Origin of the sequence: Pseudophaeobacter sp. TrK17, from assembly GCF_042192375.1 — a bacterium.
Classification (GTDB): domain Bacteria; phylum Pseudomonadota; class Alphaproteobacteria; order Rhodobacterales; family Rhodobacteraceae; genus Pseudophaeobacter.
In genome coordinates, this window is sequence record NZ_CP071703.1 from 109,595 (window position 1) to 131,163 (window position 21,569).

Annotated in this window: 20 protein-coding genes; 8 read left to right on the forward strand and 12 right to left on the reverse strand. The window is 58.3% G+C overall.

Going from position 1 to position 21,569, the window contains the following annotated elements; all coding sequences use genetic code 11:
• Positions 1-16: 16 nt before the first annotated feature.
• From JZI28_RS23020 to JZI28_RS23035, 4 genes are all read right to left on the reverse strand, one after another.
• Positions 17-466 (reverse strand): Lrp/AsnC family transcriptional regulator, encoded by a 450-nt coding sequence (locus JZI28_RS23020; RefSeq protein ID WP_297341882.1) that lies wholly within the window; start codon positions 464-466, stop codon positions 17-19.
• 68 nt (positions 467-534) lie between these two features.
• Entirely contained in the window at positions 535-1,704 is a 1,170-nt protein-coding gene (locus tag JZI28_RS23025) for a M24 family metallopeptidase (protein ID WP_375700323.1), read from the reverse strand.
• Complete coding sequence (locus JZI28_RS23030; RefSeq protein ID WP_375700324.1) at positions 1,694-2,887, reverse strand: diaminopropionate ammonia-lyase; 1,194 nt, start codon at positions 2,885-2,887, stop codon at positions 1,694-1,696. The genes JZI28_RS23025 and JZI28_RS23030 overlap by 11 nt, the downstream gene beginning before the upstream one ends.
• Complete coding sequence (locus tag JZI28_RS23035; RefSeq protein WP_375700325.1) at positions 2,880-4,034, reverse strand: amidohydrolase; 1,155 nt, start codon at positions 4,032-4,034, stop codon at positions 2,880-2,882. The genes JZI28_RS23030 and JZI28_RS23035 overlap by 8 nt, the downstream gene beginning before the upstream one ends.
• 342 nt (positions 4,035-4,376) lie before the next feature.
• Here JZI28_RS23035 and JZI28_RS23040 point away from each other — a divergent pair, with 342 nt between their 5' ends.
• The gene (locus tag JZI28_RS23040; protein ID WP_375700326.1) at positions 4,377-4,796 is read left to right on the forward strand and encodes an ASCH domain-containing protein; all 420 of its coding nucleotides are present in this window, start codon (positions 4,377-4,379) and stop codon (positions 4,794-4,796) included.
• 148 nt (positions 4,797-4,944) lie between these two features.
• Here the strand turns inward: JZI28_RS23040 and JZI28_RS23045 are convergent, their stop codons facing one another.
• Positions 4,945-5,937, reverse strand: a complete 993-nt coding sequence (locus tag JZI28_RS23045) for an IS30 family transposase (RefSeq protein ID WP_375700327.1) — start codon at positions 5,935-5,937, stop codon at positions 4,945-4,947.
• A 452-nt stretch (positions 5,938-6,389) separates the two neighbouring features.
• On the opposite strand from JZI28_RS23045, the gene JZI28_RS23050 reads away from it, so the two are divergent.
• On the forward strand, positions 6,390-6,914 hold the full coding sequence (locus JZI28_RS23050) for a hypothetical protein (protein ID WP_375700328.1): 525 nt from the start codon (positions 6,390-6,392) through the stop codon (positions 6,912-6,914).
• A gap of 246 nt (positions 6,915-7,160) precedes the next feature.
• Here the strand turns inward: JZI28_RS23050 and JZI28_RS23055 are convergent, their stop codons facing one another.
• Complete coding sequence (locus JZI28_RS23055; protein WP_375700329.1) at positions 7,161-8,303, reverse strand: trans-sulfuration enzyme family protein; 1,143 nt, start codon at positions 8,301-8,303, stop codon at positions 7,161-7,163.
• Positions 8,304-8,481: 178 nt separating this feature from the next.
• On the opposite strand from JZI28_RS23055, the gene JZI28_RS23060 reads away from it, so the two are divergent.
• Positions 8,482-8,967 (forward strand): GNAT family N-acetyltransferase, encoded by a 486-nt coding sequence (locus tag JZI28_RS23060; protein ID WP_297338811.1) that lies wholly within the window; start codon positions 8,482-8,484, stop codon positions 8,965-8,967.
• Positions 8,968-8,981: 14 nt separating this feature from the next.
• Here the strand turns inward: JZI28_RS23060 and JZI28_RS23065 are convergent, their stop codons facing one another.
• The 3 genes from JZI28_RS23065 to JZI28_RS23075 form a co-directional block, all read right to left on the reverse strand.
• Entirely contained in the window at positions 8,982-10,190 is a 1,209-nt protein-coding gene (locus JZI28_RS23065) for a pyridoxal phosphate-dependent aminotransferase (RefSeq protein WP_375700330.1), read from the reverse strand.
• 155 nt (positions 10,191-10,345) lie between these two features.
• Positions 10,346-11,242 (reverse strand): LysR substrate-binding domain-containing protein, encoded by an 897-nt coding sequence (locus tag JZI28_RS23070; protein WP_375700331.1) that lies wholly within the window; start codon positions 11,240-11,242, stop codon positions 10,346-10,348.
• Position 11,243: 1 nt separating this feature from the next.
• The gene (locus tag JZI28_RS23075) at positions 11,244-12,140 is read right to left on the reverse strand and encodes a LysR substrate-binding domain-containing protein (RefSeq protein ID WP_375700332.1); all 897 of its coding nucleotides are present in this window, start codon (positions 12,138-12,140) and stop codon (positions 11,244-11,246) included.
• A 143-nt stretch (positions 12,141-12,283) separates the two neighbouring features.
• Here JZI28_RS23075 and JZI28_RS23080 point away from each other — a divergent pair, with 143 nt between their 5' ends.
• Positions 12,284-13,786: an aldehyde dehydrogenase family protein gene (locus JZI28_RS23080; protein WP_375700333.1), complete on the forward strand. Its 1,503-nt coding sequence runs from the start codon at positions 12,284-12,286 to the stop codon at positions 13,784-13,786.
• The gene (locus JZI28_RS23085) at positions 13,776-15,050 is read left to right on the forward strand and encodes an NAD(P)/FAD-dependent oxidoreductase (RefSeq protein WP_375700334.1); all 1,275 of its coding nucleotides are present in this window, start codon (positions 13,776-13,778) and stop codon (positions 15,048-15,050) included. Before JZI28_RS23080 ends, JZI28_RS23085 begins: the two co-directional genes overlap by 11 nt.
• Positions 15,051-15,127: 77 nt before the next feature.
• Here the strand turns inward: JZI28_RS23085 and JZI28_RS23090 are convergent, their stop codons facing one another.
• Positions 15,128-16,171: a zinc ABC transporter substrate-binding protein gene (locus JZI28_RS23090; RefSeq protein ID WP_375700335.1), complete on the reverse strand. Its 1,044-nt coding sequence runs from the start codon at positions 16,169-16,171 to the stop codon at positions 15,128-15,130.
• A 117-nt stretch (positions 16,172-16,288) separates the two neighbouring features.
• Here JZI28_RS23090 and JZI28_RS23095 point away from each other — a divergent pair, with 117 nt between their 5' ends.
• From JZI28_RS23095 to JZI28_RS23105, 3 genes are read left to right on the forward strand one after another with little or no spacing between them, the layout of a single operon-like run.
• On the forward strand, positions 16,289-16,777 hold the full coding sequence (locus JZI28_RS23095) for a Fur family transcriptional regulator (RefSeq protein ID WP_295448833.1): 489 nt from the start codon (positions 16,289-16,291) through the stop codon (positions 16,775-16,777).
• Complete coding sequence (locus tag JZI28_RS23100; RefSeq protein ID WP_375700336.1) at positions 16,768-17,553, forward strand: ATP-binding cassette domain-containing protein; 786 nt, start codon at positions 16,768-16,770, stop codon at positions 17,551-17,553. The genes JZI28_RS23095 and JZI28_RS23100 overlap by 10 nt, the downstream gene beginning before the upstream one ends.
• On the forward strand, positions 17,550-18,377 hold the full coding sequence (locus tag JZI28_RS23105) for a metal ABC transporter permease (RefSeq protein ID WP_375700337.1): 828 nt from the start codon (positions 17,550-17,552) through the stop codon (positions 18,375-18,377). Before JZI28_RS23100 ends, JZI28_RS23105 begins: the two co-directional genes overlap by 4 nt.
• Before the next feature lie 16 nt (positions 18,378-18,393).
• Here JZI28_RS23105 and JZI28_RS23110 read toward each other — a convergent pair whose 3' ends face one another.
• Positions 18,394-20,691 (reverse strand): response regulator, encoded by a 2,298-nt coding sequence (locus tag JZI28_RS23110; protein ID WP_375700338.1) that lies wholly within the window; start codon positions 20,689-20,691, stop codon positions 18,394-18,396.
• Positions 20,692-20,708: 17 nt separating this feature from the next.
• Positions 20,709-21,563, reverse strand: coding sequence for a PhnD/SsuA/transferrin family substrate-binding protein (locus tag JZI28_RS23115; RefSeq protein WP_295448845.1), 855 nt, complete (start codon positions 21,561-21,563; stop codon positions 20,709-20,711).
• Between the last annotated feature and the right edge of the window lie 6 nt (positions 21,564-21,569).

The following is a 21,569-nucleotide window of genomic DNA, read 5'->3' on the forward strand; positions in this document are numbered from 1 at the left end:
TTTGCTGCCAACGGGGTTAAAGAATATCCAACGAAACCTTGACCCGGTCCATCACCACCGAGGTATTGAACCGACTGACATTGGCTTCATCAAAAAAGTATTCCTGGGTAAACGCCTCATATTCTTTGACGTCTTTCGTAACCACGATAAGGATAAAGTCAGCCTCACCAGTGGTGTAATAACACTGTTGTACCTGGGGCGCTGATCGCATCCGCTGCTTAAAGGCATCCAGATGCATCCGGCTTTCACGCTCTAAAACGACCTCAACGATCACTGTCATCTCTCGACCCAGTTTGGCCGGAGACAGGACCGCGATTTCGCTTTGAATAACACCAGAGTCGCGCAGCCGCTTAACCCGCTTTTGCACCGCAGGCGGCGACAGGCCAACCTCGGCGCTCAGGGCATCTGCGGTCAGCCGGGTGTTTCCCTGCATCAGCTTCAGTATTTCCAGATCTTTGTCGTCCATGCGCTGATAAAGCGCAGAACACGGTCAAAGAACAACCCGTTTTTACGGTTTGACCCAGTGGATTGCGATCAGATCACCGGCAATTCCGGCGCGGCGCGGGTGGTTAGCAGCTCCGCCCCCTGCGGTCGAATGACGATGTTTTCCTCATGTACCATGATCAGATTGTTCCCGTAGCACAGCGAGGGCTCCAGCGTCAGCACCATGCCAGCCTGCAGCTCGGTTTGGTCAAAACTCGCATGCGAGGGCTGTTCTGTCAGCTGCATCCCCAGCCCATGCCCCAGTCGGCCAATATCGCCCCCCTGATCGTCCAGCTCTGCGATCACGCCTTGCATGGCCAGAAACAAATCCCGGCAACTATTGCCAGGTCGTGCTGCCGCAAGTCCCGCTTCGGTGGCCCGCCACAACACATCATAGGCACGACAGGCGGCGGCATCTGCTGATCCAATGGCAAAGTTGCGGTCAAAGTCGCAGAAATAGCCATCCCAGGTGGCACCAGTGTCCAGCATCAAGACATCGCCCGCCTGCAACGGCCGACGTGACGGTGGCGAGATCACGTCAATATAGCCTCCGGGGCCGGCGCCGCCCACCAGGTAGGGCAGATCATCCGCGCCTTGCGCCAGGGCTTCGCGGCGAAAGGTGCGAAACACCTCTTGCAGCGGCATACCCTGCGAAACCTGTGCTGGCACCTGGTCAAAACTGGCAGAGCCGATGGCGCAAATATGGGCCAGTTTGTCGATCTCCGCCGCGGATTTCACCATCCGCAGCCCCTGGACCAAGCCCGTCGCATCCGCCAGCTGTAGTCCCGGCAGGGCCTGCATCAGCCGCTCCCAATCTCCCAAAGGCATCCGCAGCGCGGTCTCGTGGCCCTTTAGGATCCCAAGGCGGGCATTGCGCTGCGCCAAGGGCGCCAGGAGATCGCGCAGCAGGCTGATGCCATCATCCTGCGGGGCAGGCGCGCTCCAGGTGCGGATATCTTCGATCCAGGTTTGCCGCATCAACGCGGCGCCAATCTCAGGGATCACCGCGATGGGTTTTCCTGCTGCCGGGACAAACAAAAACCAGGGCCGCGTGGGGCTTTGCCAAAACAAGGTGTGAAAACCGCTGAAATAGCGCACATCTGCTTCGCTCATCAGCAGCAGACCCTCCAGGTGCTGCTCCGCCATCAGCGCCTGCGCCTTTTGCGTCCGGGCCTCAAATTCTGCCAGCTCAAAACCGCGTTCTGGTGCCTTAAGCAGCATCACTTTCCCCCATGATCTGGGCAAAAATGGCAGGGTCGGTGACGCCTTCGGAGCCAATCAACAACACCCGCGCCTCCCCCGTCAGCCCCAGCTTTCGCGACAGGTCCGCGTCCTTGCGCGCCGCGATCAGCGCTGCCAGGCCGGCAATAGCGCTTTCGCCAGCCTCAATCGCCGTATCCCCGGGCAGGGGGCGCGCCAACAGACGCACCGAGGGCGCCACCAGGCTCTCGGGGATTGTCAGAAAATCCGAAACCTCCTCGGACAGGATTTCCCAGGCCATGCCCGAGGGCTCACCGCAGGACAGACCCGCCATCAGGGTTTCTGTTTCAATGGCAAAAGTAGTGGCCGCTCCGGTGCGGCCACTCTCAAACAAGCAGGCCGCCAATTCGGGTTCAACAATCACCACACGGGGAGCCTGTGCGCCCCAGTGTTGCCGCAAGCCTGCAACAACCCCCGCCGCCAGCCCGCCAACACCGCCTTGCAGGAACACGTGGGTCGGCGCCTGTTCCAGGCTGTCGCAGATCTCCTGGGTCATCACGCCATAGCCCGCCATCACGTCGCGCGGCGGCTGTGAATACCCCTCCCAAGAGGTATCAGAGACCACAAACCAGCCGTTGTCCGCCGCCTCTTGCTTGGCCAAAATCACCGACGCGTCATAATCGCCCGCGATACGGATCACGTCGGCACCCAGATCGCGCATTGCCTGGGCGCGACCCTCGCTCACCTCCGCATGGATATAGATCCGGCAGGGCGCGCCAAAGCGCTGACAGCCCCAGGCCAGCGAGCGTCCATGATTTCCATCCGTGGCCGAAACCAGCGTAATCTCAGCCGCCTCGGATCTGTATGTCCCGGTTCGGATATCCTCCAACGAGACCTCATGCCCCAGACGCGCCGAGATCTGCCGCTGCAGCAGCCGCTGCGCTGCATAAGATCCGCCAAGCGCCTTGAAACTGCCCAACCCAAACCGGGGACCTTCATCCTTATATAGGATGCCCCCAACGCCGATCTTTGCGGCCAGCGCCGTGAGCGAGACCAATGGCGTCGGCTGGTAGCCCGGCCACTGGGTGATTTCAGCGCGGGAGGTGGCAAAATCCTGACGCGACAAAACCCGCTCCACGGCATCGCCATCGCGTTTTCTGGCTGCAACATGTCCTAGTTTTGCGACAGAAGGAAAATCAAACATTGGCGGTCTTTCGGCTAGGGAGGCGGTCACGGACCAGCTCTGCCCAGAAGGCAGCTCCAATCGGCAACAGCGCATCGTTAAAATCATAGTCAGCGGAATGCAGCGGCTGGCCATGGGCGCCGCTTTCTCCGTTGCCCAGCAACAGAAAACAGCCGGGTATAGCTGCACTGAAATGGGCAAAATCCTCAGAAAAGCTCATGGGGGGACGATCTCCGACCGTCTCCAGCTGGAGCGCCCGCGCCACCCGCACCACGGCCTCTGTCGGGGTTTTGGCATTCAGGGTTTCAATGAACTCCGTATCAAAGCTCATCTCGACGGTAATGCCATGGGCAGCTGCGATGCCACGGGTGATCTGGCGCATGAAGCGCTCCAGCGCCAGACGGTCTTGCGGCAGGCGAGCCCGCACATCGCCCTTGAGCCGCGCCAGACCGGGCAACACGTTTCGCTGTCCATCGGTGATGAATTCGGTGACCGAAACCACCGCCCCAGAGGAGGGCGCCAGTTTGCGGGACACAATCGTTTGCAAGGCCAGGACCATTTCCGCGCCCACAGTGATAACATCCACCCCAACATGGGGCATCGAGGCATGCCCACCCTGACCCTTTAGTGTAATCTCAAACAGGCTTTCGCTGGCGCAAATCTGCCCCGGACGGGTCGAAACCTGCCCCACAGGCGCACCAGGCAGATTGTGAATGGCATAGATTTCTTCCAGTTCAAACCGCTCCAGCAAACCTTCGGCGATCATCGCCTGCGCCCCTAACCCGTGCTCCTCATTTGGTTGAAAAATGAACACCACGGTGCCCTCAAAATCGCGGCTCTGCGCCAAGATTTCCGCCGCGCCCAAGAGCATGGTCATATGACCATCATGGCCGCAGGCATGCATGACCCCAGCGTTTTGCGAGACGTAATCATGATCTGCGATTTCGTGAATGGGCAGGGCGTCCATATCGGCCCGCAACCCAATCGCACGGTTGCCGCCACCCGATTTCAATACACCAATGACGCCGACACCTTCATAGACATCAAATCCCAACTGCCGCAGCCGCTCCGCAACGCAGGCCTTGGTGCGATGCTCAGCAAAGCCAAGCTCTGGCTGTTGGTGAAACTGCCGTCGCAGCGCCGTCAAGACTTTGTCAAATTCGCCCATAGAAAGATCCCCATTGCGCCTCTGAATTTACCCGGAACCTTGCAAGCGGGGCATCAATATCCACCCCTTTCGCAAGTAATTTCCTTGCTATTTTTCCGATCTGTGATTGTTTTCAGAATTCCCAGGGGCAAGACCCCGATCCACCCACAAGGCTTGGCAGCCCCTAAACCTTAAAGACTGGTAGACCTCAAACATCGAAGGACTGAAAAGCCTTGTGGGCGGCGGCGCCATCGGCTCTACCTGCAAATACTGAATAGAGAAAACCAGGCTAAGCACCTAATATTATGAATAGTTTATGAGAGATGATGTGGGGTTCGCGGGCTTGGAGAAGGAAGAAATAATATGCACGAAGACTTAGGAGCGTTGAAACTGCGGTACCCATCGGCCCAGACATTCAAGTTTGGCGATACTCCTGCTTTATGCAGCGCATTGCTGTCCTTGGTGCGGAATGGAAAGAAAGTGGCAACCTGTAGCGCGCTGCACGACTTCCAGAACGGCGAACCTTCCCCCGAAATCGGCCGGCGCGATATTTGTCTCAACTGGGACGGCACTCCAGCTCTTGTGATCGAAACCGTTGAGGTGATCCAGTGCAGGTTCGATGAAGTGACCGAAGACATGGCTCTTGCCGAGGGCGAGGATGAAAGTCTGGATGGTTGGCGCGCAGGGCATCGTGGCTACTTTGAACGGAACGGCGGATTTTCATCGGACATGCAGATTATTTGGGAACGGTTCCTCCTTATCGAGGATTTCGCGCAAGATTGATAAGTCGCTTGATGGCAAATCCATTCTGAACTGTCAGGGGATTAAAACAACCCGACTGCCTTATGCGGGAAGAGTGATAAGTCAGCTTTGCCAAAGCGTGACATTACTGCTTTGCGTGGAATCTCAAGGGTCGTTGCGACGGCTTCCACTATCTTAGTTTCATCAGTTCTTCCCTGAAGGCTTCGGTTGGTGTGCGCCATCCCAGGCACTTTCTGGGCGTGCCGTTTAAGCGCTCACAAATCGACTTCATATCTCGATTTGAGAGCGCGGCCACAGGCGCATCGCGGGGTAGGTAGCGCCGCGCTCGCTTGTTCAGGTTCTCGACAGAACCCTTTTGCCAGGGTGCCTGCGGATCACAAAACCATGCCTCAGTGCCGATGCCAGGCTTCAACTTGCGCCAGCTTCTAAACTCGATTCCACGGTCGAACGTGATCGATTTACGGGCTGGTTGGGGCAGGGGTTCCATCACGCCCATGAGCCGGTTCATCAGATGCGTTGTGCTGCGGTCGTTGTTGCGGAACAGCACGGCAAATCGGGTTTTGCGCTCGACCAGCGAGGCGACGTTCATCTTGCCCTGTGCGCGTTCCAAAATCATCAGATCGCCCTCCCATTCGCCAAAAGTCTCTCGGGTATCGACGTAGTCAGGGCGTTCATGGATGGACCGATCTGGCGGGAATACAAGGTCGCGGGGCCTGCGCGCATGGTGTGGTCGCCGTTTTTTCCGGCGGTTCGGCAGATAACGGGCAAGTTCTCTGGATTGGCCATCAGGACCATAAACATACGCGTAGATCGTCTCGTGGCTGACGCGCACTGCTTGATCTTCAAACTGCAAACGACCCGCGATCTGTTCTGGAGACCAACCTTTTTTGAGCTGCTTGATCACAGCTTTGCGTAAACCAACCAGCCGCACCAGTTTGCGTCGCCGCGCGCGTCTTTGGGTTGCTGCGCGTTGAGCGACAACACCGTAGTATCCGTTCAGTTTTGGCAACTCTTTATCGTCGTAGTGATTGCGTTTGATCTCGCGATACACCGTGGAAACATGCCTGCCGATCTCTGCGGCAATCTCACGCACAGATATCTTCGCATTCAACATATCTTCTATCGCGCGACGTTCACGCAGGTTAAGCTCTTTATGCGCCATCTTTCATTCTCCTTGCTTTCCAGCAAGATAGGGGGAATTTCGCAACCCAGTTTAGAATGTGCCGCGGCGACACACTTTAATCCAATAATCTGGATTATGTTATTTATATCCCGCCAAGATCAACCTCGGCCCCGCAGCTTGCGACGTTGAAGGCCATCAAGACTGAAAATGCGCAAAACCACTGCGCTTTCAAAGCTAAAATTTTCCTAAAACATCCCGAAACCCGACGCCACAAACCGGGGAAAGCACGCCGCTTTTCCTGTTAACCATTAGAAAAATATTAATATTTCTGAGCGGAAGTTTAGCCACCTGCAGGGGTAGTAACACTTCGTCAATAATCCTTATCAATTTGAAAATAAGCGCCCGTTTTTCGCCACATCTTGTGCCCAAGCTGCGCATTCCACCTCTCTAGCTCTGACCTCCAACACAGATTTTACTGCGAGGAGTAAGTTATGAGCGAGCGAGCAAAACGCGTGGTTCCATCCGCAAAAACCGGAACCGCAGGTCGGCTCAAGGCAGGCTTTGGCGCCCTGACCAGAACCCTGGTCGCCACCGCTGCCATCACAATGGGGCTGTTTACCAGTGCTGAAACGGCTTTTGCCGCTGGGCAGGCCCCCTACGTGGTGGGAAATGACCGGGGTGGCTTTGTCCGTGATCGGCTGATTGAACTGCGCAATCTGCGGTCCTCCGGACGGCCAGTCGAAATCCGAGGTCGCGTCTGTTATTCCACCTGCACCATGCTATTGGGTCTGCCCAATACCCGCATTTCACCCAATACGACCTTTGGGTTCCATGGCCCCTCAAAAAGCGGGCGCCGCCTTTCGCCAGAAAAGTTCGACTTTTACTCGCGTATCATTGCCGCCAACTATCCGCAGCAGTTGAACGCCTGGTACATGCAGACGGGTCGTAAGCGGATCAACAGCATCTACAAGATCAAGGGCAGCCAGATCATCCAGATGGGCGTCCGGGCCTGCTAAAAGCAGGTCAATTCCGGCGCCGCAGCGGACAATATCAACGCAGTCTTTGACCCTTGCGCGCCAAAGCTCATGGAATTCGCCCCCCTATGCCCAACAGCTAAAGGCAGCGCTACAGCGCCCGGTCTATGATCTGACAACCTGGCGGCGAGAATGGCCAAGGTGGTGCACTGCCAGGCCTTTCCTGGATTTATTTGAAACCAGGCCAGGCTTAACAAGCGCCTCATGCCACCGTGCCTGTAGGAGGCCCTACCCCAGCAAGGCCTGATTGAGGTCCGAAATCAAATCATCCACGTCTTCAATCCCGATGGAGATCCGCAGCAGGTTTTCCGGGATACCGGTATGGGGCTCAATGGTGTGGCGATGTTCCACCAGGCTTTCTACCCCACCAAGCGAAGTCGCGCGATGAAACAGGTTCAACCGCCCTGCCACCGCCAGCGCCGCCTCGCGACCACCTTTGACCAGAAAAGACATCAGGAACCCATAGCCTCCGGTCATTTGGCGGCTGGCCAGCGCATGACCCGGGTGGCTGGGCAAGCCGGGATAAAGCACATCTTCGACCTCTGGGTGTTGGCTGAGAAACTCCGCGACCGCCATGGCATTGGCGCACATCTTTTCCACTCGCAACGGCAGCGTGCGCATGCTGCGCACCAATAGCCAGGCCTCAAAAGGACCCATCACAGCGCCGGCCTCGTTGCGATCCATGCAGATCGCCTCCCAGAGCGGGGTGCGTGCGCGGGTGCTCAGCACCCCGCCCAGCACATCGGAGTGACCATTGATCACCTTGGTGGCGGAATGCATGACGATATCCGCCCCCATCTCCAGTGGCCGGGTCAGCAGCGGGGTCGCAGCGGTGCTGTCCACAACCAGACTGGCGCCAGCACTCTGCGCGCAGGCTTTAGCCGCTTTGATATCAACAGTTTTCAGCCAGGGGTTTGAGGGCGTCTCGATAAACAAGAGCTGCGCCTGCTGCGCCGCGCAGAGCGCCTGCAAAGCCGCCGTATCGCTGGCCTCGACCTCGTGTAGAGTAATATCACGGCGCGCACAGAAATCGCGGATCCATTTGGTGGTGCCCCAATAGATGCCCGACTGCACAATCACCGCACCGCCATTGGGCACCGTGCGAAACACCGCCGCGATGGCTGCCATACCCGATGGAAACAGCTGAGTATCCGCTGCGCCCTCAAGACGGGACAGAATGTCTTCGCCAAGCCGCACCGCCTCATTATGGGAACGCAGGTAGACGTTGCCCTCATTGACCAGCTGATAGTCCCGGTCCCGCACAAAGGTGGTGGAGGGCTGCAAAGGCGGCACCACACCACCACTGGCCATGTCAATCGCGCCTGCGGCTTGGGCCGCTATCGTCGCCGGTTTCATGTCGTTGCGGTGCATCTCTCTGGCTCCTTGCTTTGGGTGCCCTATCTTTGAAGCCCGCCCTCGCCAAGTTCAATTGCTTTAAGTGCAAAAGACATCACTGCGCCCAAAATTTCGCCGTAGGCGCCGCTTGTGATTTGTGTCCCGCCATGGTCCGATTACTCTGACTTTTTGATGCCCCAAGGACTGCCCGACAATGCCCGTACAAATTCGCCAGGCCCAGCCGCAGGACGCCGCCAGCATTGCCGCTATTGCCAACACATTGATCCGCGACACCTTATTTACCTTTACCACACAGGAGCGTCGGCCCGAAGAAATCGCCACGCGGCTGCAAGAGGACCCCAAGCCGTTCTTACTGGCAGAGCGTGATGGCCGAGCTCTTGGCTTTGCCACCTACGGGGCCTTTCGCTCTGGCCCCGGGTATCGCCACACCCAGGAACACTCAATCCAACTGCTGCCCGAAGCACAGGGGCGAGGGCTGGGACGGGCCTTAATGGCCCAACTGGAAGAGGCCGCCCGTGCCAGGGAGGTACATGTGCTGGTGGCTGGCATCAGCAGCGCCAATCCAAAGGCAGTCGGGTTTCACAGTGCCATCGGGTTCACCCGCACAGGTCTTATGCCTCAGGTCGGGCACAAATGGGGCCAGTGGCTGGACCTCATTTTGATGCAAAAGCAGCTATAAACCGCCCCGGATTTTCAGCGCAGCTGATCCACCGCCCGCGCCAGTCGCGCCAGGGCCTCCCGCAGCTCTGCGGTGCTGGTGGCGTAGGAAATGCGGAAATAGGGCGACAGGCCAAAGGCCCGCCCCGGCACCATGGCAACATCATGCTGTTCCAGCACATAGGCGCAGAAATCCGCATCCGTTTCCAGAATTTCACCCCCTGGTGTGCGGCGCCCCAGAACACCGGCGCAACTGGCAAAGGTGTAAAAGGCGCCTTCAGGGCGTGGGCAGCTGATCCCGTCCAGGGCGTTGAGCCCATCAACCACCAGATCACGGCGGGCCTGAAAGCTGCTGCGCCGCTCTGACAGGATCTGTTGTGAGCCGTTCAGCGCCGCCACTGCTGCCGCCTGGGACACAGACGAGGCACAAGAGGTAGACTGCCCCTGAATCACCGCCATCGCAGCAATCAGCGCAGCGGGGCCGCCCGCATAGCCAATGCGCCAGCCGGTCATGGCATAGGCCTTGGACACCCCGTTGATGGTCAGGCAGCGCGATTTCAATCGCGGCTCAACCGCTGCCGGGGTGGCAAAGTCAAACCCCTCATAGGTGATATGCTCGTACATATCATCGGCCATGATCCAGACATCCGGATGCTGCAGCAATACCTGCAGCAAAGGCGCGTAGTCCTTGGCCCCATAGGCCGCGCCAGAGGGGTTCGAGGGCGAATTGAACAAAACCCAGCGAGTGCGCGACGTCAGCCCCTGTTGCAACTGCGCCGGGGTCATCCGAAAGCCGGTCTCAGCCTCGCAGGGCACCAGCACCGGTTTGCCCCCGGCAAGGGCAATGATATCCACATAAGAAGTCCAGTAAGGGGCTGGAACAATCACCTCGTCGCCGGGTTCAAGACTGGCCATAAAGGCGTTGTAGAGCACCTGTTTCGCCCCGGTTGAGACGATGATTTCATCCAGCCCATAATCCAACCCATGGTCGCGGTTGAATTTGGCGCTGATCGCCTGTTTCAACGCTGTAGTGCCGTCCAGGGCAGTATATTTGGTCTCTCCGGCCCAGATCGCATCAACAGCCGCCTGTTTGATTGCATCCGGAGTGTCAAAATCCGGCTCCCCTGCCCCCAGGATGATCACCGGCCGCCCCTGCTGTTTCAACTCTGCAGCGCGCGCGCCAATTTGCAAAATCTCTGATATCTCGATGGCATCAATACGGCTGGCCTTGCGAAACTCTGACATGGATAGGGTCCTACAGCTGTGAGCACAGGCGTCGGGATCCAACGCCCGACACTCAGACCCAAAGCCTAAGCCTCTTCAACGGGCAAAAGTACTCCCCTTCTTGGACCCAACTCATTCCAAAACCGCATAGATCTGCCCGTTCGGATCCAGAGAAGTTAGGCAAGGTCGCCGGCTTTCTGCCGCAACTGCCGGGTAATCCAGGTCTCGAATTTTTGCACCGCATCCGCCGCGACCCCGTGTGGGCGCACCAGATAATACCGCTTGTTTGAGCGTAGCCCCGGCCCCGGCAACCGCCGCAGCGCCCCCGAGGCAAGCTCATCAGAGACCATGTCAAAGGGCACGATAGCAGCACCCAGCCCAGCAACGGCAGCGCCGATCACCATAGAATACTGATCAAAATAGCGCCCATCCTGGCGCGGCTTGCCCTCCACCCCGGCCTCAAGAAACCAATCTCCCCAGGCGTCGCTGCGGCTGTCCAGATGAACCAGCGGCACCTCTGGCAGGCTCTCCCTGCTGTCCAGCCGATGGCTGGCAAACAACTCTGGCGCCGCAATTGGCACCATCTGCTCGCCAAACAGCTCGACCATACGGGCACCGGGCCAGTTGTCGCCGCCATAGTGGATCGCCAGGTCAAAGGGATCGCGGGCAAAGTCAAAGGGTTCCAGCCGGGTCGACAGGCTCAGCTCAATCTCTGGATGGCGGGCAAAGAAATCCGGCAGGCGCGGAATCAGCCAACGGTTGGCAAAGGTCGGCAACACCGCGATCCGCAGGGCACTGCGCCCTGCCCCCGCGGCCACCGCCTTTTGCACCGAACTACGCAGCGCCCCAAGATCCTGCGCCAAATCCGCCGCCAGCCCTGCGCCCGCGGCTGTCAGCACCACACCGCGCCCCACCCGTTGAAACAGGGCAAAGCCAAGGTCGGTTTCCAGCTCTTTCACCTTCTTGCTGACAGCACTTTGGGTAAGGCCGATTTCTTCCCCCGCCGCCGTAAAGCTCTGATGGCGGGCAGCGCTGTCAAAGCAGCGCAGATGGGTAAGACTGGGCAGACGCATCTCAGAACTCCTCTGTCGCGATCTGCGCAACCAGCCAATTGCGAAACTGAATAAGCGGGTAATCGTCAGCATGGTCGGGCGGCCAAACCAGAAAATACTCTCCCAGCGAGACCGGCGCACCAGAGATTGCCAGCTGCAACCGGCCCGCCGTGATCTCGCTTTCAGCCAGAAAGGTCGGCAGCAGGGCAATGCCCAGGCCATGCACCGCCGCCTGGGTCATGGCAGAGGACTGGTCAAACAACATGCCCTGCAACCGCTCGGCACTAACCTCATGTAGGGCAAACCACTGCTCCCAGCAATCCGGATGGGTTTCCAGATGCAACAACGGGTAGCCCAGCAAATCTGCGGGCTCGGCCAGAGGCGCAGACAAAAAATCAGGGGCGCAGACTGGCAGTACATGTTTGGGCATCAGGGGCAGATACTGCACCCCCGGCCAATCGCGGGTGCCATAGTGAATGGCCGCCTGCGCCGTGCCTGCCTCAAAGCTGAAAGGCAGGTTGTGGGTCTGTAAATTGACCGTGATACCGGGATGCTGAGCCACAAAATCCTTCAGTCGAGGCGCCAGCCAATGCAGCCCAAAGGAGGCCAGAATCGACAGGTTCAAACTGCCGCCATCCGGGTTCGCCCGCAGCTTGATCGAGGCCTGCGCCAGCCGGGACAGTATGACACGGGCTTCTTTGGCATAGTTTGCCCCGCCCGGGGTCAACTGCATGCGCATCTGATCCCGCGCAATCAAATCCACCTCCATCTGCTGCTCCAACTGTTTCAGCTGGCGGCTAATTGCACTTTGGGTAAGGTTCAAATCCTCGGCCGCCGCCGAGGCGCTGCCCAGACGGTCCACCGCCTCCAACGCCAGCAGGGACGAGATCGACGGCAAAAAACGGCGCGGCGCTATCATATGATCTTTCCTCATAGCTTTAGGATTTAGTATCATGTGCATTTTCAAGTTTGCCATGTGATTTATAGGAAAACGCCCTGAGCGGCCAGCGCCAAACCCCGCAATTTGCTCATGGCCAGATAGTTTCCTTGAAAGGATGGCCCATGCCTCATTCCCAAATCCTCACCGCAGCCGGTTTTAGCAAAGACGCGCTGACCGGCGGCAGTCTCAGTGTCAAAACCCCTATCGATGGCAGCGAAATCGCCTGTATTGCCACGCACAGCCTGGCCGATGCAGAGGCGCAGATCGCAAAGGCCAAAGCCGCTTTCAAATCCTGGCGGCTTGTCCCCGCCCCCCGTCGCGGCGAGCTGGTGCGTCTGCTTGGCGAAGAGCTGCGCCGGGAGAAGGAAAATCTTGGGCGGCTGGTGACGCTGGAATGCGGCAAGATCTATCAGGAAGGCCTCGGCGAAGTACAGGAGATGATCGACATCTGCGATTTTGCCGTCGGCCTGTCGCGCCAGCTTTATGGCCTGACCATTGCGTCAGAACGCCCCGGTCATGCCATGCGCGAAAGCTGGCACCCCATGGGCACTTGCGGCGTGATCACCGCCTTCAACTTCCCGGTTGCCCCCTGGTGCTGGAACGCGGCACTGGCGTTGGTCTGCGGCGATCCGGTGATCTGGAAACCCTCGGAAAAAACGCCCCTGACCGCCCTGGCAGTGCAAAAAATCTGTGATCGGGTTACTGCCGCCTTTGGCGCGGAAGCCCCAGAAGGCCTGATCCAGACCCTGATTGGAGAACGGGATCTGGGCGAGGCCCTGACAGCCTCCAAGGATGTTGCGATCATTTCCGCCACCGGATCGGTGCCCATGGGTAAGGCCGTGGCGCAGGACATGTCCCAGCGACTGGGCCGCACCATTCTGGAACTGGGCGGCAATAACGCTATGATCGTTGCCCCCTCGGCGGACCTGGAAATGGCCCTGCGCGCCATTGTGTTTTCTGCGGTTGGAACTGCCGGACAGCGCTGCACCTCGCTGCGCCGCCTGATCGTCCATGCCGATATCTATGACGCGCTGATCCCACGGCTGATCAAGGCCTATGCGGGCCTGCCTATTGGCGACCCACTGGCAGAGGGCTCTTTGGTGGGTCCGCTGATTGATGACCTGGCCTTGGCGGCGATGGACAAGGCCTTGACCCAGGCCAAGACCGAAGGCGGTGTTGTTCATGGTGGCGGACAGGCCCTGGTTGAGAGCCATGGCGCTGCGGCCTATGCGCATCCGGCCATTGTGGAGATGCCAAGCCAGAGCCAGATCATGCACACCGAAACCTTTGCTCCGATTCTTTATGTGGTGAAATATGAGGATCTGGATCACGCCATTGAGATGCAAAACGAGGTGCCCCAGGGGCTGAGCTCCTGCATCTTCTCGACGGATCTGCGCGAGAGTGAATATTTCCTCTCGGCAGCCGGGTCTGATTGCGGTATCGCCAATGTTAACATCGGTCCCTCTGGCGCCGAAATCGGTGGCGCCTTTGGCGGTGAAAAGGAAACCGGCGGCGGACGGGAAAGCGGCTCTGATGCCTGGAAGGGCTATATGCGCCGCCAGACCAATACCGTGAACTACTCGCAGGAACTGCCGCTTGCACAGGGAATTAAATTTGACATCTGACCTGACCTCTAGCCTCTGGCACCAGACCTGCCAGGAACACCCCGCCTCCTCGGTTTTGACCGGGGAGGTGACGGCAGATCTGGTGGTGATCGGTGGCGGCTATACTGGCTGTTCCGCTGCCCTGAAGGCCGCAGAAATGGGCGCCTCCGTGCATCTGATCGAGGCAGAGGTCTTTGGCCATGGCGGGTCGGGGCGCAATGTCGGCCTGTGTAACGCCGGGCTCTGGTTGCCGCCGGAAGATATCAATGTCCGCCTTGGTGCAGAGGTTGGCAACCGGCTGTCACAGGCGCTGGGGAAGGCGCCGGATCTGGTTTACGGATTGATCGAGCGTCACAACATCGCCTGCGAGCCAGTGCGCAATGGCACCCTGCACTGCGCCCACGCCCCCAGCGGCATGCAGGATCTGCAACGCCGTGCCGACCAGCTGCAGGCCATTGGCGCGCCGGTTCAGCTGCTGGAGGAAAGCCAGGCTCAGGCCCGTGTCGGCAGCAAGGCCGTCCATGGCGCCTTGTTTGACCCCCGTGCCGGCACCATCCAGCCGCTGGGATTTGTCCGCGGCCTGGCCCGCGCCGCCATCGAAGCTGGCGCGCAACTCCACGACCAAACCCCCGCCACTGCAATCAGCCGCGACAAGGACAGCTGGCAGGTTACCACCCCCAAAGGCAGCATCCGCGCCAAACATCTGATCATGGCCACAAATGGCTATGCCCGTGCGATGACCGGTTATGACGCCCCGGCGATTGTGCCCGTGCATTATTTCCAAGGTGCAACAGCGCCGCTCACCGCAGCCCAACAAGAACAGATCCTGCCGGGCCTCGAAGGCTGCTGGGACTCTGCCCTGGTGATGTCCTCTTGGCGGATGGACCAACAGGGGCGCCTGGTCATTGGCGCCATGGGCGCACTGGACCATTTTGGCAGCGGCATTCACCAAAGCTGGCTGGCGCGGAAACTGGCCGCTGCATTTCCGACCCTCGCCGGAGCAAAACTGGAAAGCCAGTGGTTTGGCCGCATCGCCATGACCCGCGAATACCTGCCAAAGATTAAAAAGCTGCAGGGGGGCTATGTCAGCTTCGGATATTCCGGTCGCGGCATTGGACCGGGAACGCTTTTTGGTCAGAAAATCGCCGAAGCGCTGATTTCAGGCGATGAAAGCCGCCTGCCATTGCCCGCCACAGCAGACCACAGCCTGCCTTTTGCCGGCCTGCGCGGTGCCTATTACGAAACCGGGGCCACGCTCACGCATCTGGTCAAAGATCGGATCTGAAGCACGCCTGAAACACAAAAGGGCCAGAGTTGCCTCCAGCCCTTTTGAAACGCACCTGTTTGCAGGTCGGTTTGATCTCAGTAACAGTCGGCCATTGCAGCACCCAGCTCTTTCAACAGCGCAGGGTAGAAACCCGCACCTTGTTCCAGGCCCGTTCCCATTGGATCAATGACCACTGTTTTTGCACCGCTACCTTCCAGGACGGTGGCGACAAGGTCCGGGTTGAACTGCGGCTCTGAAAAGACACAAGAGACCTGTTTCTGCGCCACAACCTGCTGAATCTCTGCGATCCGGGCCGGACTTGGATCAGAGGCATCACTCAAGGCGATTGCACCAGCGGCCTGGATGTCAAAGCTGTGCTCGAAATACTGATAGGCATCGTGGAACACCACAAAGCCGCCATCGCGGACAGCGCCCAAACTGGCTTTGATCTCTGCCTGGACCTGTTGAATTTCCACCTTTCCCGCCGCAGCATTGGCGGCATATATGGCCGCATTTTCCCCATCCAGCGCCGAAAGCTCTGCCGCGATCACATCCAACCATAGTGTCGCATTTTCGGGGGCGAGCCAGACGTGGGGGTCCAGACCGTCATGATCATGCCCGTGGTGATCTTCTTCATGCGCATGCCCCTCCTCATGCCCCTCATCATGGTCGTGTTCATGATCATGGGCGTGATCGCTCTCGGCGTGTTCCTCATGCGCCTCTGCAGTGTGGCCATGGTCGTCATGTTCGTCATGGGAATCGCCATGGTCATGAGCCTCAAAACCCACCCCCTGACGGAATGGCAACGCGAGACCGCCTTCCAGGGCCATAAGCTCCACAACCTGCGCATCCTTGGCCAGCTCTTCAACGGCGCCCTCCAGCCAGGGCGTCAACGCCTCACCCACCCAAAAGACCAAATCTGCCTGCGACAGGGCCAGGGCTTCGGAAGGACGCATGGAGTGATCATGTGGAGAAGCACCAACCGGCACCACCAGACTGGGCTCTCCCACCCCCTGCATGACCCGCGCGACCAAACCATGCACAGGAGCAATATCGGTTGCCACCTTGGGCACATCTGCCATGGAAAGACCGGCAAACCCCAAAAGGGCGGCAACAGAAGTCAGGGAGGTTTTTAGCATGGGATCTCTCATGTGATTTTATAACATCTCACGGCTTGTTAAACGTCATATCATAACATATCAAGGGCCAAGTTCATTCACCCTAGACATCAGCCCTGTCAGCGGAGGCCACAGACTATGGAATCCATCGGCTTTGAAGCCCATGATCACACCAGCTGCATTGTCAGCTGCATCGACGCGGTTGATAGCCAGTGCAAAGCACAGGGGCTACAATTTACCCCGGTCCGCAAACGGGTCCTGGAAATTCTGCTGCAAGAGCACCGCGCCCTGGGCGCCTATGAAATCCTCGACCGGCTGCGCGAAGAAGGGCTCGGCTCGCAACCTCCCGTCGCCTACCGGGCGTTGGATTTTCTTGTGACCAATGGGTTTGCCCATAAGATTGAGCGCCTGAATGCATTTATTGCCTGCACCCACCCCGGCGAAGACCACGCCCCGGTTTTTATGATTTGTCGGCTGTGTAAATCCGTGGCTGAGGCCCAGACCATTCCAACAAAGGGCCAATTGGGTCAAGCCGCGCGCGATGCTGGGTTTCAGATCGAGCGCACGGTGGTCGAAGCCGAAGGCCTATGCCCCAAATGCCAAAAAGCCGCAGATAAATGCATCTGATTGCACTACAGAATCTCTCCGTCACCTATGGTGGCAACACAGTGCTGTCAAACGTGACCTTTGGCATCGCCGCGGGGGAGATCGTCACCATCGTCGGTCCCAATGGTTCAGGCAAATCGACCCTGTTGCGCAGCGTCATTGGCGCCCAGATGCCCAGCCAAGGTAGCGTGACCCGCAGCCCGGACCTGCGCATTGGCTATGTGCCACAAAAGCTGCATATCGACCCAACCCTGCCAATGACAGTGCGTCGTTTCCTCAGCCTACCCGACAGGGTGTCAGATCAACAGGCTGTCGAGGCCTTGCAACAGGCCGGGGCCGGGCAATTGTCCAGCCGCCAAATGGCCGATCTGTCGGGCGGCCAGTTCCAGCGTGTTTTGCTGGCGCGAGCACTGCTGTGCAAACCACAGCTGTTGATTCTGGACGAGGCAACGCAGGGGCTGGACCAACCTGGATCGGCGGCCTTTTATCAACAGATCGAAACCCTGCGCGAAACTCTGGGCTGCGCCATTTTGATGGTCAGCCACGAGCTGCATGTGGTGATGGCGGCCTCGGACCGGGTGATTTGTCTCAACGGTCACATCTGCTGTGAGGGAGAGCCGGAACATGTGGCCTCAGCCCCTGAGTATCGCGCCCTGTTTGGCAGCGGCACCCAGGGCGCATTGGCGCTGTATCGCCATGAACACAATCACAGCCACGACCACAGTTGCGGCCATGATCACGGCAAAGATGTGGTTCTTTCCCAAACCCCAGATGTTACCGAAGAGGCCCAACGATGATTCCCCTGTTGGACAGCTTTCTGCTGCGCGCCGCCTTGGCCGGAACCGGCGTTGCCGTTGCCGCTGCCCCTTTGGGCTGCTTTGTGGTCTGGCGCCGCATGGCCTATTTTGGCGATGCCACCGCCCATGCCTCAATTCTGGGCGTGGCACTGGCATTGGGGTTTCAGGTGCCAATCTTTGCCGGGGTGCTGATAATTGCCCTGTTGATGGCCACCGCGGTCTCCAGCCTGAGCGGACGCGGCTTTGCCATGGATACCCTGCTGGGGGTTCTGGCGCATTCCTCGCTGGCCTTTGGGCTGGTGGCGGTCTCCTTTTTGCAGGGGATCCGCATTGATCTGATGGCCTATCTGTTTGGTGATATACTTGCAGTAAGCCGGATGGATCTTGCGGTGATCTGGGGCGGGGCGGCGCTGGTTCTGCTGCTGCTCTGGGCCAGATGGTCTGCCCTGCTCACCGCCACGCTCAGCCCGGATCTGGCCTATGCGGCGGGGATCAACCCCAAGCGCGAACAGCTGGTCCTGACCATTGCTCTGGCCCTGGTTGTCGCCACCGCCATCAAGGTGGTGGGTGTGTTGTTGATTTCAGCCCTGTTGCTGATCCCCGCTGCCGCTGCCCGCCCCTTTGCTGCAACGCCAGAGCGCATGGCCACCATCGCCGTGGGGATCGGTGCTCTCTCGGCCCTTGCCGGTCTGCAGCTGTCCTTTATGCTCGACACCCCCACCGGGCCAACAATTGTCTGCTTTGCCGCAGTGCTTTTTGCCCTGACCAATCTCGTCAGCATTGTCTACCGCCAACTGCGGGCCGCATCAGCCCAGAGCCGCTAGTGCCACCACCAAAGCATCAGTTTTGCCGCAGCCAGAGCTCAGTCGTGGCGCCACAGTGCGGTCGGCTCCATTTGTAAATCGCAGCAAGCAGGGCCTGTTTGTTGATTGGCTTGCTGAGGAAATCATCCATACCTGCGGCCAGGCATTTGTCACGATGAGAGTCCAGCGCATTGGCGGTCAGGGCGATGATAGGGCAGCCTGTCCCGCTGGCCTGAGCGGCGCTTTCAATTGCGCGGATTTTTAGCGTCGCCTCGACCCCATCCATCACCGGCATCATCATATCCATAAGAATAATGTCCGGCTGGACCTCCGTGAACAGCTCGACCGCCTCGGCACCGTTTGCGGCAATGGTGATGTCAAACCCCGCGTCCTTGAGCATCCGTGTCACAACCAGCTGATTGGTGCGGTTGTCCTCTGCGATCAGCAGCTTCATACATTCGGTGTTTTGCGGAGCCACCCGACTGGGAGAGCTGAGGCTGGGCGACTGTTTCTCAGGACTAAGCGCCCGCCCAAGCACCTGTTTCAACTGCGCTGCGCGCAGCGGCTTGAGCACGATTTCACAATCCTTCAACCCATCCTCACCGAACCGGCTCATGGCAAGGTCAACCGAAGACAGCATGACAATTGGCAGTGTTGCATAGTCAGGAATGGCCCGAATGCGCCGTGCCAAGGCGCGACCGTTCATTCCCGGCATCTGGTAATCCAGGATGGCAAAGTCCAAAGACCCAAAGTCCTGACGCGTATTCGCCAGCACCTCCAGGGCCTGCGCTCCGCTACTGGCCTCAAGGCTGCGCACGTCCCAGGTGTTCAGCCGTTCCGTCAGGATCAGCCGGTTCAGCTCCAGATCATCAACAACAAGACCGGTTAGCCCCTTCAGGGTCGGCACGGTCACCGGAACCGCCTCAAGCTGATCGGCGAGCGGCAAATCCAGCTGAACCGTAAAGACCGAGCCCTTCTCTTCTGTGGAATCCACCGAGACAGCGCCGCCCATCAAATTCACCAGACGCGCTGAAATAGCCAGCCCAAGACCGGTGCCTTCGAAGCTGCGCGTTGCGCCAGTATCCACCTGCTCAAAGGCACTAAAGACCGATTGAAGCCGGTTTTCGGGGATACCAATACCGGTATCCGTAACGCTGATTGTCAGACCGTAGTCTTTCGGGTTTTTCTCACCGCTCACATCAATATAGACATAGCCTATGTCCGTAAACTTCACCGCATTACCAATGATATTGGTAATCACTTGGCGGATGCGACCAACATCGCCCTCGAAAAATTCTGGCAGGTCTGGATCATAGCGCAAAATGATCTCGACCCCCTTGCCCGTGGCCTTGGGCGACAGCAGCGTGACCACATCTTCGATGGCTGTCAGTAGATTAAACGGCACCCGGATCAGTTCGAACTTCCCTGCTTCGATCTTGGAGAAGTTGAGAATGTCATTGATAATTGTCAGCAGCGCAGAGCCGGATTTTGAAATGGTTTCAGCATAGATCTGCTGATCCTCATCCAGGTCAGTTTCCATGATCAGTTCTGCCATGCCAATCACGCCATTCATTGGCGTGCGGATTTCATGGCTCATATTGGCTAAAAACTCCGACTTCGCCTGATTGGCAATATCTGCTTCCTCGCAGGCGCGCTCCAAAGCCAGTTCACGTTCATCGCGCTCAGCGAAGGTGTCTTCCAGAACACCCACCGAAAAGTTGAGCGCCCAGAATTCCCGAGAGGCATACCAAGGTAAGGTTCCGGCCCGCCCACGCGCACCGGCTAAAACATCCGACATCCGCAGGTGAATCGTTTTCAGGGGATTCAGAGCCAAAATACTGATCAACCCCAAAACCAGTGCTGACAGCCCAGCAACCGCAAGGACAGTCCACATGATCGTATATCGGACCCTTTCCTGCACCAAGGCCTGCCCTTCCAGCATCGACCACCGCACGACCATCGTGCCGAACTTGAACCCTTCCATTTCGACCGATTGCTCGTAGGTCACAAATTCTTCCTGTGCGGCGATGCCGCGCCTATTGGCAGTCGCAATCGTAGCACCATCACTGTTCAGGATCTGGATAGACAAAATTTTGGGCGTTCGAACCAGGGCCTCTTGAAGACCAGTCTCCAGGACCGGCACGTCTTCCACAATGATGGACTCGAGCATCAACCCGCTCAGCAGCGAAACCGTTAGCCCGGCCTGTTCATTCAATTGATCACGCAACCGGTTGCCTTCGGTCCGTCTGGCAACAGCTCCCACAACCAGCGCAACCAAAAGAGCGGCCAGCGACAGTGAAATCACAATCTGAAACAGGATACCCGTGCGTTTCATGTCTCTGCTTTTCTAGGCTAAAAGCTACGGCTTTGTTCGATTGCGTCGCGGATAATATCGTAATCAGAATCCTGGCTGGCCAAAAATCCATTCTTGGCAACACGTCGAAGAATTTCTTCGTTCTGGGCCGCCAACATGACCTGCCGCATCGCTTGCACAATCTTTGGATCTAGCTCCGCAGAGGCCAGCCAGGGCTTTGTCACATTTTCAAAGGACACCAGAACCCGGATCGAAACCCCTTTGGCCACAAGTTTTATATAGGTGCTTTCTTTCAACGCCCCTGCTGCAAATTTCCCGGCCCCCACCGCCTCTCCGACCAGATCATGTCGGCCCAAATAGGCAAAGCTGTGTAAATCGCTGCCTGTGATACCAGCATCCAGTAACTGCGCCTGCGCCAAATACCGACCGATTGTTGACAGCTCATCACCAAAGGCAAAGGTCAGCCCAACCAGTTCATCCAGGGATTCGACTGAACTGTCGCGGTGGACCACAATCACCCCCTTGAACCGCTTTTCACCCTTTTTGGATTCCATCGCCACGATACGGATCTGCGGATTGAGTTCCTTGACCCTGACGTAAGACGCCGGACCAAACCGGGCAAAGTCCACTTCACCCTCCGCCAACTGGCGCACACCTTCTTCGTATTCCTTGGCGATCGCCATCTTGATCGTGACCCTTTCCCCCAGTCGTACAGACATCCGGTCCGCCAGAAAGGTCAGGAAAGGGCGGTATTTGCGCACTGTTTCGGTAGGTTTGTCAGCGGCATAGGTTCCAAAAGTAAGCGTTATATCCGCACGCGCATCACAGGCCGCCAAGACCAGCATCCCCAGGGCCAGGATAACGGCATAAATACTGCTATTGGACTGCTGCATGGATGA

What these genes read in the sequence shown, in the direction of transcription:
- JZI28_RS23030 (WP_375700324.1), bottom strand. Translation starts at nt 2,887, where the DNA reads ATGTTTGATTTTCCTTCTGTCGCAAAACTAGGACATGTTGCAGCCAGA.
- JZI28_RS23025 (WP_375700323.1), bottom strand. Translation starts at nt 1,704, where the DNA reads ATGCTGCTTAAGGCACCAGAACGCGGTTTTGAGCTGGCAGAATTTGAG.
- JZI28_RS23035 (WP_375700325.1), bottom strand. Translation starts at nt 4,034, where the DNA reads ATGGGCGAATTTGACAAAGTCTTGACGGCGCTGCGACGGCAGTTTCAC.
- JZI28_RS23105 (WP_375700337.1), top strand. Translation starts at nt 17,550, where the DNA reads ATGATTCCCCTGTTGGACAGCTTTCTGCTGCGCGCCGCCTTGGCCGGA.
- JZI28_RS23115 (WP_295448845.1), bottom strand. Translation starts at nt 21,563, where the DNA reads ATGCAGCAGTCCAATAGCAGTATTTATGCCGTTATCCTGGCCCTGGGG.
- JZI28_RS23100 (WP_375700336.1), top strand. Translation starts at nt 16,768, where the DNA reads ATGCATCTGATTGCACTACAGAATCTCTCCGTCACCTATGGTGGCAAC.
- JZI28_RS23075 (WP_375700332.1), bottom strand. Translation starts at nt 12,140, where the DNA reads ATGATAGCGCCGCGCCGTTTTTTGCCGTCGATCTCGTCCCTGCTGGCG.
- JZI28_RS23055 (WP_375700329.1), bottom strand. Translation starts at nt 8,303, where the DNA reads ATGCACCGCAACGACATGAAACCGGCGACGATAGCGGCCCAAGCCGCA.
- JZI28_RS23045 (WP_375700327.1), bottom strand. Translation starts at nt 5,937, where the DNA reads ATGGCGCATAAAGAGCTTAACCTGCGTGAACGTCGCGCGATAGAAGAT.
- JZI28_RS23095 (WP_295448833.1), top strand. Translation starts at nt 16,289, where the DNA reads ATGGAATCCATCGGCTTTGAAGCCCATGATCACACCAGCTGCATTGTC.
- JZI28_RS23110 (WP_375700338.1), bottom strand. Translation starts at nt 20,691, where the DNA reads ATGAAACGCACGGGTATCCTGTTTCAGATTGTGATTTCACTGTCGCTG.
- JZI28_RS23020 (WP_297341882.1), bottom strand. Translation starts at nt 466, where the DNA reads ATGGACGACAAAGATCTGGAAATACTGAAGCTGATGCAGGGAAACACC.
- JZI28_RS23065 (WP_375700330.1), bottom strand. Translation starts at nt 10,190, where the DNA reads ATGTCAGAGTTTCGCAAGGCCAGCCGTATTGATGCCATCGAGATATCA.
- JZI28_RS23090 (WP_375700335.1), bottom strand. Translation starts at nt 16,171, where the DNA reads ATGCTAAAAACCTCCCTGACTTCTGTTGCCGCCCTTTTGGGGTTTGCC.
- JZI28_RS23050 (WP_375700328.1), top strand. Translation starts at nt 6,390, where the DNA reads ATGAGCGAGCGAGCAAAACGCGTGGTTCCATCCGCAAAAACCGGAACC.
- JZI28_RS23080 (WP_375700333.1), top strand. Translation starts at nt 12,284, where the DNA reads ATGCCTCATTCCCAAATCCTCACCGCAGCCGGTTTTAGCAAAGACGCG.
- JZI28_RS23060 (WP_297338811.1), top strand. Translation starts at nt 8,482, where the DNA reads ATGCCCGTACAAATTCGCCAGGCCCAGCCGCAGGACGCCGCCAGCATT.
- JZI28_RS23070 (WP_375700331.1), bottom strand. Translation starts at nt 11,242, where the DNA reads ATGCGTCTGCCCAGTCTTACCCATCTGCGCTGCTTTGACAGCGCTGCC.
- JZI28_RS23040 (WP_375700326.1), top strand. Translation starts at nt 4,377, where the DNA reads ATGCACGAAGACTTAGGAGCGTTGAAACTGCGGTACCCATCGGCCCAG.